12 protein-coding genes and 1 riboswitch are annotated in these 15,165 nt (G+C 69.0%); of the genes, 2 read left to right on the top strand and 10 right to left on the bottom strand.

Features of this window, described 5'->3' with window-relative positions; translation table 11 throughout:
• Window positions 1-29: 29 nt before the first annotated feature.
• From ASF44_RS30025 to ASF44_RS29995, 7 genes are all read right to left on the bottom strand, one after another.
• Window positions 30-743 (bottom strand): hypothetical protein, encoded by a 714-nt coding sequence (locus ASF44_RS30025; RefSeq protein ID WP_056902904.1) that lies wholly within the window; start codon window positions 741-743, stop codon window positions 30-32.
• A gap of 4 nt (window positions 744-747) precedes the next feature.
• On the bottom strand, window positions 748-1,464 hold the full coding sequence (locus tag ASF44_RS30020) for a PilW family protein (protein WP_056902903.1): 717 nt from the start codon (window positions 1,462-1,464) through the stop codon (window positions 748-750).
• A gap of 16 nt (window positions 1,465-1,480) precedes the next feature.
• Window positions 1,481-1,981, bottom strand: a complete 501-nt coding sequence (gene pilV, locus ASF44_RS30015) for a type IV pilus modification protein PilV (RefSeq protein WP_056902902.1) — start codon at window positions 1,979-1,981, stop codon at window positions 1,481-1,483.
• The gene (locus ASF44_RS30010) at window positions 1,975-2,505 is read right to left on the bottom strand and encodes a GspH/FimT family pseudopilin (RefSeq protein WP_056902901.1); all 531 of its coding nucleotides are present in this window, start codon (window positions 2,503-2,505) and stop codon (window positions 1,975-1,977) included. The genes pilV and ASF44_RS30010 overlap by 7 nt, the downstream gene beginning before the upstream one ends.
• A gap of 109 nt (window positions 2,506-2,614) precedes the next feature.
• On the bottom strand, window positions 2,615-3,064 hold the full coding sequence (gene nrdR, locus ASF44_RS30005; RefSeq protein ID WP_056902900.1) for a transcriptional regulator NrdR: 450 nt from the start codon (window positions 3,062-3,064) through the stop codon (window positions 2,615-2,617).
• Between the two features lie 22 nt (window positions 3,065-3,086).
• Complete coding sequence (gene glyA / locus ASF44_RS30000; protein WP_056902899.1) at window positions 3,087-4,331, bottom strand: serine hydroxymethyltransferase; 1,245 nt, start codon at window positions 4,329-4,331, stop codon at window positions 3,087-3,089.
• 34 nt (window positions 4,332-4,365) lie between these two features.
• A riboswitch (ZMP/ZTP riboswitch) is annotated at window positions 4,366-4,521 on the bottom strand.
• Window positions 4,522-4,555: 34 nt separating this feature from the next.
• Window positions 4,556-5,401 (bottom strand): lytic transglycosylase domain-containing protein, encoded by an 846-nt coding sequence (locus tag ASF44_RS29995; RefSeq protein ID WP_056902898.1) that lies wholly within the window; start codon window positions 5,399-5,401, stop codon window positions 4,556-4,558.
• Window positions 5,402-5,982: 581 nt separating this feature from the next.
• Between ASF44_RS29995 and ASF44_RS29990 the strand changes: the two genes are divergently transcribed.
• Window positions 5,983-9,555: a DUF748 domain-containing protein gene (locus ASF44_RS29990; protein WP_056902897.1), complete on the top strand. Its 3,573-nt coding sequence runs from the start codon at window positions 5,983-5,985 to the stop codon at window positions 9,553-9,555.
• Window positions 9,556-9,687: 132 nt separating this feature from the next.
• Window positions 9,688-12,372 carry a DUF349 domain-containing protein gene (locus ASF44_RS29985; RefSeq protein WP_056903078.1) on the top strand — a complete coding sequence of 895 codons (2,685 nt, stop codon included), beginning with the start codon at window positions 9,688-9,690 and terminating at the stop codon, window positions 12,370-12,372.
• A gap of 86 nt (window positions 12,373-12,458) precedes the next feature.
• On the opposite strand, the gene efp is transcribed toward ASF44_RS29985, so the two are convergent.
• From efp to ASF44_RS29970, 3 genes are all read right to left on the bottom strand, one after another.
• On the bottom strand, window positions 12,459-13,013 hold the full coding sequence (gene efp / locus ASF44_RS29980; protein ID WP_056902896.1) for an elongation factor P: 555 nt from the start codon (window positions 13,011-13,013) through the stop codon (window positions 12,459-12,461).
• A gap of 134 nt (window positions 13,014-13,147) precedes the next feature.
• Window positions 13,148-14,179: an elongation factor P maturation arginine rhamnosyltransferase EarP gene (gene earP, locus ASF44_RS29975; protein WP_056902895.1), complete on the bottom strand. Its 1,032-nt coding sequence runs from the start codon at window positions 14,177-14,179 to the stop codon at window positions 13,148-13,150.
• On the bottom strand, window positions 14,176-15,075 hold the full coding sequence (locus ASF44_RS29970; RefSeq protein ID WP_056902894.1) for a LysR family transcriptional regulator: 900 nt from the start codon (window positions 15,073-15,075) through the stop codon (window positions 14,176-14,178). The genes earP and ASF44_RS29970 overlap by 4 nt, the downstream gene beginning before the upstream one ends.
• Between the last annotated feature and the right edge of the window lie 90 nt (window positions 15,076-15,165).

Raw genomic sequence — 15,165 nt, 5'->3', positions numbered from 1 at the left:
GGCGGCACAGGCGCGAAGCATCGGCGTGGTCATTGCAGCTGACTCCTGGGATAGGGGACGAACAGGCTCTTCAGCACCACCTGCGTGCCAGGCTTGTGCCCCTCGGCCAGCGCGGTGATGCGGTAGACCAACGGGCGCGCCGGGTCTGGCAGGACATGCTGCAGGGCAGCGGGCGCGGTCCCATCGCCGCGGAACTGGAAGATCTCGACCCAGTACCAGCCGCGTACGCCGCGCTCGGGCGGTGCGTCCCCCACCGTGGGTTGGCTCCATTGGGTGAACTGTCCGTAACGGGCACCGAGCGCTGGCGGCAACTCCCCGGTGCGGGCCATGGCCCCCAGGCTGGTGGGCGCGCAGATGCCGTCGCGGCAGGGCACGGCTGCACTGACCTGGAGCAGGGCCCGCACCTCTTCGAACTCTTCGGTGCTTTGGGGAAAGTACGGCGCCGTTGCGACCGATGCGGTTCCTCGCTCCCGGCAGCCGACGAAGCCGGGCGCGGTGCGCTGCGGTTCCACGGCACTGGGGCGGCAGGGCGCATCGCCGCGACGCCCGAGGATGTCGGCTTCGGCATCCAGAAGCAGGGCCTCGGCCATGGCCTGTGCGCGCAAGCGGTCGGCCTGGTGACCGGCCATCATCTCGTGCAGCAGTCCGGCGCGTGCGCTGGCCAGCACCGCCAGGCCGGCGAGCACCAGCGTCACCATCACGCCGAGCAGGGCGATGCCGCGGTGTTGCAGGGAGCGTTTCATGGCATCAGTGGAGGTTGCGCAGACTGAACGTTGCGTACGCCACGCGGCGCAGCCGTCCGTCTGCCGCTTGGTCACGGCCTTGGCAGTTGCGCACGCCGGCTGCCTGCGGGTGGTGGCTTTCGCTGCGCAGCTGCAGGCACACCTGGACGGCAGCCACGTCACCCCAGTGCCCGGCAACGCCGTCGGCGTCGACGAACCGGAACTGGGTTCCGCCTGCACCCGCCGATCGGATGCCATAAAGCACCTGGAAGTCTTCGACGCCGTCCACGATCACCTGGCTGCCGCTGGCAGCATGGGCGCCCAGGCAGCGCAGGCTGCCATCGGCGACGGAAAAGCGGCTGTCCATCCGAATGCCCTGCGCCGCGGCGTCCGGGCGGTTGCCAAGGCAATCGCGTGCCTCGCCATCGTCCTGGTGGCTGGCGCTCAAGATGTCGGGCTTGCCTTGCCGGCCGTCTTCTCCCTGGATGGCGTAGCCGCTTGCGGCATGTCCGTCGAATACGCTGCTGAAGCGCACCGTTCCGTCGCCGTTGTCCATGAGGTCGATGGCGCCAGCCTGGCGCAGTTGGCGGCCGATGTCGCGCAGCGCGATGTCTGCACGCTGCTGCAGCCGCAGCGCGTCGCCATGGACGGCGGCACTGGCTTGCACGAATGCCAGGGTGCCCAGGGCAGCCAGCAAGACCCCCATGCCCAGTCCGAGCGCCACCATGAGTTCGAGCAGCATGCGGCCGCCCTGTCTGTCAGATCGGGACGTAGGTGACATGGCAGTTGCTCTGTGGTGGGCAAGCGATGCCGATAGGCGGCAATGGCTGGGCCGTAGCCGGCGCGGCCCACGAGATGGCGATGCCGATTTGGCGGCGGGTCTCGCCAGCGATGAACACTTGCGCGTCACTGCCGGGCAGCGCCTGCGCCAGGGCCTCTCGCCACGCAAAGAGGTCGGCGCGCGCCAGGCTGGCGCTGGAGCAGGGCGCGCTGCGGCAATCTGCCGATGGCGGATGCTCGCTCCACCTCAATTGGTAGCTGCCGTCCGCGGCAGCGCCGCGGTTGAAGCGCATGCGGTCGGCCAGGTCTTCGGTCAGAAGAACGGCCATGCTGCGGGCGGCGGTATCGCGGCCATCTGCCAGTTGCCGTGCCTGCGTCCAGGCGAGGGCGCCCACGCCGACCGACAGCACGAGCATGGCGACCAGCGACTCCACCAGGCCGATGCCTGCCTGGTGTGCTGAACAGGCGGGCTTCAGCATGTGGTCGTCCCGACGGCTGTGCGCACGCGTCCGGTGCGGTTGATGCACAGGACGGTGGTCGACGAAGCGGCCTCGGCCGTGTGACCGATGATGAATTTGTGGGCCACCAAGGTGGGCATGCCGTTGCGACCGAACTCCAAGATGCTGCCGCCGCCCGCATGGGTCAGCCGCACGCCGGAAGGCGGGACGAACGTTTGCAACGTCTGCGCCTCTCCCGAAGCGGCGCTGACCACGTCCCAACCGCAGTCCCAATCGTTTGGCGTCCGGAGCAGCGCCGCACAGTCGCTGCGCCGCTGCAACACGACCGGCGCGTTGCGCCGCAATGCTTCCCAGCGCGCCCACTGCATCGCCGTGGTCAGATCGCTGCGCACCGTCGCAATGCGTTGGCGCAAGAGGATGTCACGGAACGCTGGCCCGGCCAGCGAGGCCAGCACGCCCACGATGAGCAGGCAGACCATGGTTTCGACCAAGGTCATGCCGACAACGGCGCGTCGCGCGCCAATGGGCAGAAGGAATAAGGTCATGACAGCCTCTCAATGCAAATGGCATGAGGGCAGTCTAGAGATGCAATTGCTTACAAACAACGCGCAAAGTTCACGCTGGATAGCTTTGCATACGATTCCGAGAATTCGTTCAGCGTTTCACTTCGTCGACCAAAGTCTTGAATTCCTCGATGTCGGCAAAGCTGCGGTAGACGCTTGCGAACCGTACGTAGGCGACTTTGTCGAGCTTCTTCAACTCGCGCATCACGAGTTCGCCAATGGACTGCGATGGAATCTCGCGCACACCCAGGTTGAGCAGCTTTTCCTCGACCCGCTCGATGGCCGCATCCATTTGCTCGGTGCTGACGGGCCGTTTGCGCAGTGCCAGTGCGAAAGACGAACGCAGTTTGGCAGGTGAGTACTCGGTGCGCCGGCCGTCCTTCTTGACCACCGCGGGAAAGCTGACTTCGGCGCGCTCATAGGTGGTGAATCGCTTGTCGCAACCGGCGCAGCGCCGGCGCCGGCGGATGAAGTCGCCATCCTCCGAAACCCGGGTTTCCGCAACCTGGGTTTCGGCGTGGCCGCAGAAAGGACACCGCATGGCGGGCTACTGCGCGGTGTGCTCAGCGGTAGACCGGAAAGCGCTGTGTCAAAGCGGCAACCTTGCTCCGCACCTGGGCCAGGTTGGCTTCGTCGCGCGGGTTGTCCAGCACATCGGCGATGAGGTGTGCCGTGGCATGGGCTTCGTTCGTACCGAAGCCGCGCGTGGTCATGGCAGGCGTACCGACGCGGACGCCACTCGTGACCATCGGCTTTTCCGGGTCGTTGGGAATGGCGTTCTTGTTGATGGTCATGTGGGCGGCGCCCAGCACGGCCTCGGCTTCCTTGCCGGTGATGCCCTTGGCGCGCAGGTCGACGAGCATCACATGGCTCTGCGTGCCGCCGCTGACGATGCGCAGGCCACGCGAGGTCAGCGTCTCGGCGACCACGCGGGCGTTGTCCAGAACGCGTTGCTGGTAGGCCTTGAATTCCGGAGCGTGGGCTTCCTTGAAAGCAATCGCCTTCGCGGCAATCACGTGCATCAGCGGACCGCCCTGCAGGCCCGGGAACACGGCGCTGTTGATCGCCTTCTCGTGCCCGGACTTCATCAGGATGATGCCGCCGCGCGGGCCGCGCAGGCTCTTGTGCGTCGTGGAAGTCACCACGTCGGCATGCGGAACAGGGTTGGGATAGACGCCTGCGGCGATCAGGCCGGCGTAGTGCGCCATGTCCACCATGAAGATCGCGCCCACGTCGCGCGCCACCTTGGCGAATCGCGCGAAGTCGATGTGCAGGCTGTAGGCGGAAGCCCCGGCAATGATGAGTTTGGGCTTGGTCTCGTGCGCGCGGCGCTCCATCGCGTCGTAGTCGATCTCTTCCCTGGCGTTCAGGCCATAGCTGACCACGTTGAACCACTTGCCGCTCATGTTGAGCGCCATGCCATGGGTCAGGTGGCCGCCTTCGGCAAGGCTCATGCCCATGATGGTGTCGCCGGGCTTGAGGAACGCCAGGAACACGGCCTGGTTGGCCGAGGCGCCGCAGTGCGGCTGCACGTTGGCGGCGTCCGCGCCGAACAGTTGCTTGACCCGGTCGATGGCCAATTGCTCTGCCACATCCACATACTCGCAACCGCCGTAGTAGCGGCGGCCGGGATAGCCCTCGGCGTACTTGTTCGTCAACTGTGAGCCTTGTGCGGCCATGACCGCAGGCGAGGCGTAGTTCTCGCTGGCGATCAGCTCGATGTGGTCTTCCTGGCGGCGGTTCTCGGCCAGGATGGCGGCGTACAGCTCGGGGTCGGTTTGTTCGATCAGGATGTTGCGGTCGTACATGGCAGTCCTCAGAGGTATGGCCTTGTATCAGTACAAGGGCTGCCCAGGCGAACGGCGGAACGCGAGGGATCACGAGGATCCTGCGGTACGCTTCCCAGTGGTTGTCGAGGAGCTAATGAAAGTCCGGCGGTTCCACGTCAGCATGCGGTCTGCGCTTGACCGTTGCCTATCGCCAGTTGCGTACGGGCGCTAGTGTAGCCGAGCCATCGGCCCGGCCGACCGCATCAGGAAGCGCTCTGAGACAGCGACAGCAGCGTGTCGTCGGCCTTGGTCTGCACAGGCGCGATCTGCGGTCCCTCGGCAGGCGCAGCGGCCGGGATCGCGCGCGGTTCGGGCGGTGGCAAGGCACGGCCGGTCGCGACCTGGAACAGCCGGGCATGTTCGGCCAGGACCTTCATTGCGTAGTTTTGGCCCTGTTCGCCGAGCCCGTCACCGACGTAGTGCCGCAGGCCACCCTCGACGGACCCGGCACGGGCGATGCACTCCTGCAGCACCTTGACACCGACCTTCAGGTTCGTCACGGGGTCGAAGGCTGCGAGGGCCCCGCCGAAGCGTTCATATTTGGAGGTGTGCACCCGCGTCATGACCTGCATGAGGCCCTGGGCGCCCACGGTGCTCTGTGCAAACGGGTTGAAGCCGGACTCGACCGCCATGATGGCCAGGATCAGCGTCGGGTCGAGCTTGGTCTGACGGCCCACATCGTAGGCTTCTGCGACCAGCGCGCCCAAGGGCTCGGGCGCGACACGGTACTTCTTGCTGAGCCAGAACGCCACCGCAGCTTGCTGCTTGGGCAACTCTGCCGGATTGGTGGCCGTGGCCCGTTCGATCGCGCCGGGTTCGGACGGCTGCCAGGCGGCTTCGGTCGTGGCGATGTGGCGCTCCTGCAGCCAGCCCATCAACTCGACCTCTGCGGACTGGCGCAGGTCGGGCCGTGCCAGTGCGGTGCCTGCACACACCACGACGACCAGGCCCAGCAGGGCAAAGCCGTTGTGCGTGATCTCGAAGAACCCTTGGGCGACGTCGGACGCAAACGTCCTCAGTCCCTGCGCGATGTTCTGTAAAAGCTCCATAGCCTTCCTTCTCTCAGAAGCCCGCCGCCACGGCGCGGGGCTGGGCGGAAGGCTTGTCGATCGGACGGGGTCCATGTCCGGAATCGCGGCGTTCCTGCAGAAGGAAGCGACTCTTGGCCTTGTAGGCACTACGGGAAAACCCCAGGGGCCCCTGTTGGGGCTGGCGGATTCTAGAAGTGGCTTTAATAACAAGTCAAGCATATGAGTTCAATTCGTTATTCTTCATGGAAATTTTGAAAGTGGGTGCGATAGGCGGTTTGTGTCAACACAAGTACATCAATGGCAGACACTTTTGTCATTGAAACGGCCGCTTTGCCAGAGCTGGACTGCGCGACTAGAGTGAAAGCGCTTGCCTGACAGCGAGCATTCAACCGGTAGGAGCGGTTCTGCGGCACTCGTGCCAAGGGCTGCAGCCCCGGAACCCCCTGGAGGCAATACCTTGCCTTCACCGCATGGCAGGACATTGACCTCCAGCCTGCGAAAACGGTGGCGAAAGACGATGAGTCCGCTGCCCGGCCCGGCGTCCAGGATGACCTTGGCGCCGGGCTTTCTCGTTGGGGCCGGCGCAGTAGGATGCCGGCATGTTCGCAGCGCTCCGTTCCCGTCTTCCCATCCGGCTGCAACGCCTGGCCCTGGTGCTCCTGGGGGCGGCCTTCTTCTGGAGCGCCGGCATGCTGTGGGTGCCGTGGCTGCTGAAGCCGCAGGCCGAGCGCGCCATCGGCGAGGCGCTGGGCCGCAGCGCTCATATCGGCAAGGTGGAGTTCCGCCCGTGGAGCCTGGAGCTGACCTTGCAGGACGTGGCCATCCGCACCCAGGACGGCGCAGCGGACCAGTTGCACATCGCCCAGGTCTACGCCAACGCAGCGCTTGCTTCGGTCTGGCGGCTGGCGCCCGTGCTCGACGCGCTGCAAGTGAGCCAGCCGCGGCTGCAACTGCGCCAGCAGTCGCCAGGGCATTACGACATCGACGACATCCTGGCGCGCCTTTCGGCGCCTTCGGACAAGCCGCCCGGAGCGCCGCCGAAGTTCGCGCTCTACAACGTGGCGCTGACGGATGGCGCAGTCAACTTCCAGGACGACGTGGTGGGCCGCCTGCACAGCTTGAGCGCGCTGCAGCTCGGCTTGCCCTTCCTGAGCAACCTGCCGGCCGACCGTGAGGTCCAGACCCAGCCGCGGCTGGCCTTCAAGATCAACGGCAGCGCGTTCGACTCGTCCGCACAGAGCACGCCTTTCCTGGACTCGCGCAAGACGGCGGCGCACTTCGCCATCCGTGGCCTGGACGTGCAACCCTACCTGGCCTACTGGCCTCAGGGGTTGCCCGTGAAGCTGCAGGCCGGGGTGCTGGAGGCCGACCTGGCACTGGAGTTCGAGCAGACACCGGCGGCCTCGGTGGTCCTCAGGGGCCAGTTGGGCCTGCATGGCCTGCAACTGCAGGACGCCAGCGGCGGCGAGCTGCTGCAGGTCGAGCGCATCGCGCTGGATGTGGCGGAGTTGCGCCCGCTGCAGCGCGTCCTTCGGCTGGCTTCGCTCGAGGTCGATGCGCCGCGGCTGCGCGTCGAGCGCGATGGCGCAGGTCGCTTGAACCTGTTGCCCGCTACCACGGCCACCGCAGGGGCCGCACCGGTCGCCGAGCCCGTGGCACCGGCGCCCGCCTGGTCGGTGGTGTTGGACAAGGCTTCGCTGCAAGGCGGAAGCATCGCCTGGCGCGACCAACTGGCGGCGCCCGGCGGGCCGCCTGCCGAACTGTCGGTGGCGCAGCTCACGCTGGCGCTGCAATACATGGCCTATCCCTTCGCGCAACCCTTGCGCCTGCAGGGCTCGGCCCGGATCGGCGGCTCGGCCACGCTCCGCTTCGAAGGCAGCGCCACAGACCAGGCCGCCGATCTGCAGGCCACCCTGGACAACGCGCCGCTGGAACTGGGCGCGCCCTACCTGGCCGCCGCGCTCCGACCCCGCCTCAAGGGCGACCTGTCGGCGCGCCTGGCGCTGGCTTGGAAGGCCGAGGGCAGCCTGATGCTCCATGTCGAGCAACTGAGCGTCGCGCAACTGGCGCTGGCCACGGCCGAACCCACCGAGATCCGCAAGCTGGAAGTGCGCGACGCCCGCGTCGACGTCGTCAACCGGTCGGTGGACATCGGCCGCGTGCAGGTGGACCGGCCGCGCCTGGCGCTGGCGCGCGATGCCCAGGGGCGCTGGATGTTCGAAGACTGGCTGGTACCGGCGCGTTCCGAACCCGCACCGGCGCCGGTGGCCGCCCCGTGGCGCGTGGGCCTGCGTGCCTTGGAACTGGACGAGGGTGCACTGGCTTATGCCGACGCATCGACCGTCAGGCCGGTCGCATTGGCCATTTCCGCGCTCAGGCTGCGGACCGGCCCCCTGCAGCTCGACCGGCGCGACCGCCCGGTGCCCGTCGAGCTGTCGGCGGCCGTCGCCGCCGGCAAGACCACGCCCGGCCGCTTGTCGCTGCGCGGCCAGTTGGCGCTGGAACCCATGGAGCTGCAGGCCGACCTCGACTTGCAGCAACTGCCGCTGCATGCGCTGGAACCCTACTTCGGCGACGCACTCAACGTGCGGCTGCAACGCGCAGACACCAGCTTCAAGGGCAGCCTGCGCTATGCGGCGCAGCGCGGCGGCCCGGCCTTGCGCGTGGCGGGCGACCTGGGCATCGACGACCTGCGCGCCCAGCAAGGCGCCGGCGGCACCGCGCAGGCCGCCATCGGGCGCGACCTGTTGACCTGGAACACCCTGCGCCTGCGTGGCCTGGCGCTGGAGATGGCGCCTGGCGCGGCGCTCACGCTGGCTGTCAACGAGACCGCCCTCGGCGACTTCTATGCGCGCGTCATCGTCGACGAGGCCGGCCGCATCAACCTGCAGGACCTGGTCAAGGCCGCGCCGGAGCAGGCCACGGCCAACGCAGCGCCGCCGGGACCGTCGCCCAACATCCGCTTCGGGCCGATCCAGGTGCAGGGCGGCCGCGTGCTGTTCTCCGACCGCTTCGTCAAGCCCAACTACACCGCCAACCTGACCGAGCTGCAGGGCCGGCTCAGTGCCTTCGATTCTGCCGGCGCGGCGGGCGGCCAGCCGGCCATGGCCGACCTCACGCTGCGCGGCCGCGCCGAGGGCACGGCCTCGTTGGAGATCGAGGGCAAGCTCAACCCCCTGGCCAAGCCACTCGCGCTGGACATCCGCGCCAAGGTGCGCGACCTGGAACTGCCGCCGCTGTCGCCGTACTCCGTCAAATACGCCGGCCACGGCATCCAGCGCGGCAAGCTGAGCGTGGACCTGCACTACGAGGTGCTGCCCAACGGCCAGCTGACGGCGAGCAACAGCCTGGTGCTGAACCAGCTGACCTTCGGCGACCCGGTGCCTGGCGCGCCGGCCAGCCTGCCCGTGCGCCTGGCCGCAGCCCTGCTGGCCGATCGGCACGGCGTGATCGACCTGAACCTGCCGATCCAGGGCTCTCTGAACGACCCGCAGTTCAGCATCGGTCCGGTGATCCTGAAGATCCTCGGCAACCTCATCCTCAAGGCGGTGACGGCGCCGTTCAGCCTGCTGGCCAGCGCCTTCGGAGGCGGCGGCGAGGAGCTCGGCAAGGTGGACTTCGCCCCTGGTGTCGCCGCGCTCGACAAGGCGGCCGAGCAGCAGCTCGACAAGGTCGCCCGTGCGCTGACCGACCGGCCGGGGCTCAAGCTCTCGGTGATCGGCACCGCCAGTCCGCAGGCGGAGCGCGAAGCCCTCAAGCGCGCGCGGCTGGGGCGCATGGTGCAGGCCGAAAAGCGCCGCGAGGTCGTGGCCGCGGGCCAGCCCTTGCCCGCGCAGGGCGTCGGCGCGCCACCGACCGAGGTCGGCGCCGAGGAGTACCCGAGCCTGCTGAAATCGCTCTACGCCCGCGCCGAACTGGCCGACAAGCCGCGCAGCGCGCTGGGCGTGGCCAAGGAGTTGCCCGTGCCGGAGATGGAGGCGCTGCTGCTGGCAGACATGCAGGTGTCGGACGAATCCGTGCGCAACCTGGCCGTGCAGCGCAGCGTGGCCGTGCGTGACTACCTGGCCGCGCAGCAGGTTCCGCTGGAGCGCCTGTTCCTCGGCGCGCCGCGCACCGTGGCGTCCGAAAAGGACTGGGCGCCGCGCGCGGAACTGGAGCTGGCGACCCCGTGAAACCCTGAAGCTCGGCCACCGGCGCAAAAGCAGCGAAAATGGCGGGCTTGGCGCGCCGACCGGTGTGCCCCCTATGGATCCTGCGGCCGCCCGTTCGCCGAGGCGGCCGCTTCTTTTCGCAGAACACCCGTGGTGACAACGACTCCTTCCAAATCCCATGACTCCCAGGCGCTGGACGCGCTGACCGGGGGCGCCTTCACCGCGCCGACCTCTGGTGAGCGCGCCGCGCGCATCCGCGACTGGCTGGCCGGCAACCCGGACGCCGAGCTGATCCAGCAGGTGTTCCAGGAACTCAGCGTGCGCGACCGTGGCGCCGCCAAGCCGCTGCGCGAGAAGCTCGACGAGATCAAGCGTGCACGTGGCCAGGAAGCCATTGCGGCCGAATGGGCCGCCAAGGCCCAGGCCCTGCTCGAGCTGCCGCGCCTGAACATCGCCGACGCCATGGCCTGGCAGCGCGACGCCGCCAAGGCCGGCGCTCCGCTGTCCAAGGAACCCCTGTCCGCGCTCAAGACGCAGCTGGCCGAGCGCGTGCGCGGCATCGAGGACCTGCAGCACCGCGTGCAGGTGCAGCGCGAGGCCGCCGTGCTCCTGGCCCAGCGCATCGAGGTGCTGTCCACCAAGCCCTGGCAGGATGCCCAGGCCGCGCTGGAAGCGCTGCGCACCGACGTTGCCGCCTGGCAGCAACAGGCCGACACGCTGGCGCAGGATGCCAACTGGGCCAGTGTGGACGGCAAGTTCCCGCCGCTGCTGGACGCTTCCAAGGCCCAGCTGCTGGTGGTCTGGGACGCCTTCCAGGCCTCGCTGGAGCAGGCCCGCGTGGCCTCCGAGAACGCCGAGGCACCGCTGCCGCCTGTGCGCGTCTGGGCCGATGCCCTGCGACTGGCGCGTGGCGAAGTGCTCGAGCCCGTGGCCGCACCGGTTGCGGCGCCCAAGCCGGCGCGGCCCGCCGTCGACCCGGCCCTGCGCGAGCAGGCCGAGGCGCGCGTCAACGAGGCCCTGGCCAAGCTGCAGCAAGAAGTGGCCGAAGGCCATGGCAAGGCCAGCAGTGCGGCTGCGACCGCGCTGCGTGCCGTGCTCAAGGACCATGGCCGCCATGTCGGCGACAAGCTCGAGGCCGAGGTCCACACCGCGCTGGTGTCGGCCGGTGAACTCGAAGGCTGGCAGCGCTGGCGCGCCGATCAGTTGCGCGAAGAGCTCGTGATCAAGGCCGAAGGCCTGCTCAAGCGGCCCGAGGGCCATGCGCTGGGCGGCCGCAAGATGCAGGAAACCCTGCGCCAGATGCGCGAGCAATGGAAGCAGACCGACCAGGGCGGCCCCGCCAACCACGCGCTGTGGAAGCGCTTCGACGAGGCCTGCAATGCGGCCCACAAGGTCGTCGAGGACTGGCTGGACAAGCGCAAGACCGAAGCCGCCGAGCACAAGGCCCAGCGCCTGGCCCTGCTGGAAGAGCTCAAGGCCTGGGGTGCGGCGCACGCGGCCAGCACCGACCTCAAGGACCTGTCGCGCGGCCTGCACCAGTTCGAGAACCGCTGGCGCGATGCCGGCCACCTGGGCGAGAAGGCGTTCGTCGAGCTGCAGAACCAGTGGAAGCAGGCGCTGCGCGAAGCCGCCGCACCGCTCGAGCAGGCGCAGAAGGCCAGTGTGGAACGCCGCCATGGCCTGATCGAAGAGGCCAAGCAACTGGGCGCAGCGCCGCAGCTGCGCATCGACGCCGTCAAGGCGCTGCAGCAGCGCTGGCAGTCCGAAGCGCAGAGCGTGCCGCTGGAGCGCAAGTTCGAGCAGAAGCTCTGGGACGCCTTCCGCAAGCCGCTGGACGAAGCCTTCCAGCGCAAGACGCAGGAGCGCGAGAAGTCCGCCGCCGCGCTGAGCGAAGTCGACCGTGCCGTGCTGGATGCATCGCGCGCGCTGGAGGCCGCCAACGCCACGGGCGACGCCCAGAAGATCCGCGGCGCCATCGCCGCGCTGGAAGCTGCCACGCGTGGCCAGGCGGCAGCGCAGGCTGCTGCCGCGGCGGCGCCTGCGCAGGCTGCTGCAGCCGCCCCTGCCGATGCGGCCGCTGCTGCTCCGGCGCCATCTCCCGAGGCTGGGGACGCCCCTGCCGCCGATGCGGATGCACCCGCCGCTGACGGGGCTGCACCTGCACCTGCGCCCACACCGGCCCCCGCGCCGCGCAAACCCGTCGTCGCCATGCGTGGCGACGACCGTCCCGGCATGCAGCGTGCGCAGCCCGCGCCCGCGGCGCGTGGCCGCTTCGGCGACCGCGATGGTGGCCGTGACGGCAGCCGTGGCCGCCCTGGCGACCAACGCTTCGACCCGCGCCGCGACGACCGCGGCCCGCGTCCCGAACGCGGTCCACGTCTGGGCGACACCGCCTTCCGGGCCCAGCGCGAGGCGCTGGAGCACGCCCAGGCTGCGCTGCGCAAGCTGGCGGCCCAGGCCCACGGCGAGGTGCTGACCGGCCTGCTCGGCGCCTGGGAACAGCGCGCTGCCGACCAGGTGCCGACCGCCCAGGCGCTCGGCCACGGCGTGACGCCGGCCGTGCGCGGCCAGTGGGTGCAGAGCATCTCGGCGCCGGCCGGCGATGCGAATGCCGCCCGCGAAGCCCTGCTGCGCATGGAGATCGCGGCCGACGCACCGACGCCGGCCGACCAGGTGTCGGCCCGCCGCATGCTGCAGCTGCAGTTGCTGACGCGTCGCAACGATCCGTCGCCCGCGGAAACCTGGGCCCAGGACGCGGCCAAGGTGTTGGCCAGCCCCTACGAGGCCGGCACCGCGCGGCGCATGCAGAACGTGCTGAAGGTGCTGCTCAAGCGCTGAGCGTTGCCGCACAAGCCTGCGCCGATTGGCGCAGGCAACAAAAAAGCGCCCGCGGGCGCTTTTCTTGTTGGGGAGAGCCGGCCGGCTCAGACGCGTTTGCGGTACTCGCCCGTGCGGGTGTCGATTTCGATCTTGTCGCCTTGCGAGACGAAGAGCGGCACCGGCACTTCGAAGCCGGTGGAGATCTTGGCGGGCTTGAGCACCTTGCCCGAGGTGTCGCCCTTGACGGCCGGCTCGGTCCAGGTGATTTCGCGCTCGACGCTGGTGGGCAGTTCGACCGAGATGGCCTTGCCGTCGTAGAACACCACTTCCAGCGGCATGCCGTCTTCCAGGTAGTTCAGCGCGTCGCCCATGTTCTCGGCTTCGACTTCGTACTGGTTGTACTCGGTGTCCATGCACACATACATCGGGTCGGCAAAGTAGGAGTACGTGCAGTCCTTCTTGTCCAGCACGATCTGGTCCATCTTGTCGTCGGCCTTGAACACCACTTCGGTACCGAAGTTGGCGATCAGGCTCTTGAGCTTCATGCGCACGGTGGCCGAGTTGCGTCCGCCGCGGCTGTATTCGGTCTTCAGCACGACCATCGGGTCCTTGCCGTGCATGATCACGTTGCCGGCGCGGATTTCTTGAGCGATCTTCATAAGCGTTCTACGGAGAGGTTGGTTGCCCGGCCCGATATGGCCCCGGGGCGCAACCCTGAACTCTGTGGGCTGCGTCGAAAATTGCGAAATTCCATTGCGAAACTCCTTCTTGAAATTTCGCAAAGCCCGCGATTTTATCGCCTTTCGGTGACGAATGGGATCAACTGGCCGACGAGGTCGGGCTGTGCCAGCAGGCTTTGGCGGGCGGACTGTACGCAGGCGCGCCATTCGTCGAGCAAGGCGGGCACCAGTGGCGGCAGGTCGGGCGCGGCCAGACCGTTCCATGCGGCATGGAACGCGCGCAGCGAGGGCGGGGCCTGCAGCCAGTCCAGGAAGGCCTGCAGTTTCTCGTGGTGGGCGCCGTCGTCCTGCGGGTAGATCTGCCAGACGAAGGGCTGGCCGGCCCACAGCGCGCGCACCAGGGAATCCTCGCCGCGCACGCCGTTCAGGTCGCAGCCCCACAGCAGCGCGTCGAATGCCGGCTGGGGCCGTGGCGGCAGCCAGTGCGTGCGCAGGCCCGCCGGCAGGGGCAGGGCGCGCACGGCAGCTGCCGCCCGTCCGGGCGTGACCAGCAACTGCCCGCCCGCCTCGGCGACCCGCTGCAGCAGCGCCGGCAGCGCCGCAGGCTCGTAGCAGAACAGCGAGACGACGAGCCCGTCGTCCACCACGCCCTGCTGGCGGCGCCAGGCCTGCGCGTCGAAGTCCGCCTGGCGCCGCAGCAGGTCCGCTTCGCGCAGCAGGCCGCCTGTGCCGGGCGTGAAGCCAGGGTAGTAGAACCAGCGCGTGCGGCCGGCCGCCGGCCCCGACATCAAGGGCGAGGGCAGGGCGTGGCAGCGCGCCACATAGGCTTCGGCCGACAGGTACTCCAGGTTGACCCAGACGGGAGGCCGGTCTCCTTGGCCGAAGGCTTCGAGCCAAGCCGCAGGCGGCTCGCAGCCGAAGGCCTCGACGACGACCGCGCCCAGGCCGTCGCGCGGGGCCGCGTCGGGCCAGGGGTGGACCTGCATGCCCGCCTGGCCCTGCGGCGCCATCCAGGCCAGTGCGCTGGCATCGTCGCACCACAGGCGGACCTGCTCGCCACGCTGCGCCAGGTCGGCCGCGAGCCGCCAGCACACGCCCAGGTCGCCGTGGTTGTCGATCACGCGGCACAGGATGTCCCACTTCATGGCACCACTCCCGCGCCGGCCTGCAGGTGCTCGACCAGCAAGCGCGCCGCGCCGGCGGGCTGTTCGTCCGCGCGCAGGCACAGCACCAGCCGGCGCCGGGCCCAGGCCTCGTCGAGCGCCACGAGCCGGATCGACAGCGCGCTCTGGTAGATCTGCGCACTGCCGCGCGGCAGCACGCCCAGGCCCATGCCGGCCGCGACCATCAGGCACAGCGCGTCGTAGCCCGAGACCTGCATGCGCAGCTTGAGCGGCAGGCCGGCTTCGGCGGCCGCGCGCTGCAGCTGGTGGTGGATGGCGCTGCCCGGGTGGGTGGACACGAGCTCGTAGGACAGTGCCTGGGCCAGCCGCACCGACTTGCGTCGCGCCAGCGCATGGCCGGCCGGCACGGCCAGCACGAGCTCGTCCTCGCGGTAGGGCAGCAGCCGCAGGTGGGCGCCGTAAGGCCCCTCGTTGAGGATGCCCAGGTCGGCCGCGTTCTCGGCCACGCTGCGCGCGATGGCAGTGCTGATCTGCTCCTGCAACTGCACCTGCACGCCCGGGTGCCTGGCCATGAAGCGCTGCAGTTCGCCGGGCAGGAACTGCGTGATGGCCGAGATGTTGGCCACCAGCCGCACCTGGCCGCGCAGTCCGCTGCCGTACTCGCGCATCTGCAGCGCGATGCCGTCCAGGTCGTGCAGCACCCCGCGCGCCAGGTTCAGCAGCGCCCAGGCGGCGTCGGTCGGCTGCATGCCGCGGTTGCTGCGCGCGAACAGTTCCACGCGCAGCTGCTGCTCCAGTTCGGCCAGGCGCCGGCTCGCGGCCGAGGGGGCGATGTGCTCGCGCGCAGCGGCCCGCGCAATGGCGCTTTCTTCCATCACGGCGACGAACAGGCGCAAGGAGACCGGGTCCAGCTTCATGGGGCGCGATCGTAGCCGCCATGCCGGATTGCGATGGCGGCTTCGCACATCGGGGTTTTGCGCCGGCGCGGGCTTGGCGGATGATGCGCG

The organism is Pseudorhodoferax sp. Leaf274 (genome assembly GCF_001422445.1).
Lineage (GTDB): Bacteria > Pseudomonadota > Gammaproteobacteria > Burkholderiales > Burkholderiaceae_C > Pseudorhodoferax.
The sequence above is the reverse complement of the archived record's forward strand: the minus strand, read 5'-3'. Positions and strand labels throughout refer to the sequence as shown.

Coding starts and splice junctions, on each gene's coding strand:
- ASF44_RS30025 (WP_056902904.1), bottom strand. CDS start 743: ATGAAACGCTCCCTGCAACACCGCGGCATCGCCCTGCTCGGCGTGATG.
- ASF44_RS30020 (WP_056902903.1), bottom strand. CDS start 1,464: ATGCTGCTCGAACTCATGGTGGCGCTCGGACTGGGCATGGGGGTCTTG.
- pilV (WP_056902902.1), bottom strand. CDS start 1,981: ATGCTGAAGCCCGCCTGTTCAGCACACCAGGCAGGCATCGGCCTGGTG.
- ASF44_RS30010 (WP_056902901.1), bottom strand. CDS start 2,505: ATGACCTTATTCCTTCTGCCCATTGGCGCGCGACGCGCCGTTGTCGGC.
- nrdR (WP_056902900.1), bottom strand. CDS start 3,064: ATGCGGTGTCCTTTCTGCGGCCACGCCGAAACCCAGGTTGCGGAAACC.
- glyA (WP_056902899.1), bottom strand. CDS start 4,331: ATGTACGACCGCAACATCCTGATCGAACAAACCGACCCCGAGCTGTAC.
- ASF44_RS29995 (WP_056902898.1), bottom strand. CDS start 5,401: ATGGAGCTTTTACAGAACATCGCGCAGGGACTGAGGACGTTTGCGTCC.
- ASF44_RS29990 (WP_056902897.1), top strand. CDS start 5,983: ATGTTCGCAGCGCTCCGTTCCCGTCTTCCCATCCGGCTGCAACGCCTG.
- efp (WP_056902896.1), bottom strand. CDS start 13,013: ATGAAGATCGCTCAAGAAATCCGCGCCGGCAACGTGATCATGCACGGC.
- earP (WP_056902895.1), bottom strand. CDS start 14,179: ATGAAGTGGGACATCCTGTGCCGCGTGATCGACAACCACGGCGACCTG.
- ASF44_RS29970 (WP_056902894.1), bottom strand. CDS start 15,075: ATGAAGCTGGACCCGGTCTCCTTGCGCCTGTTCGTCGCCGTGATGGAA.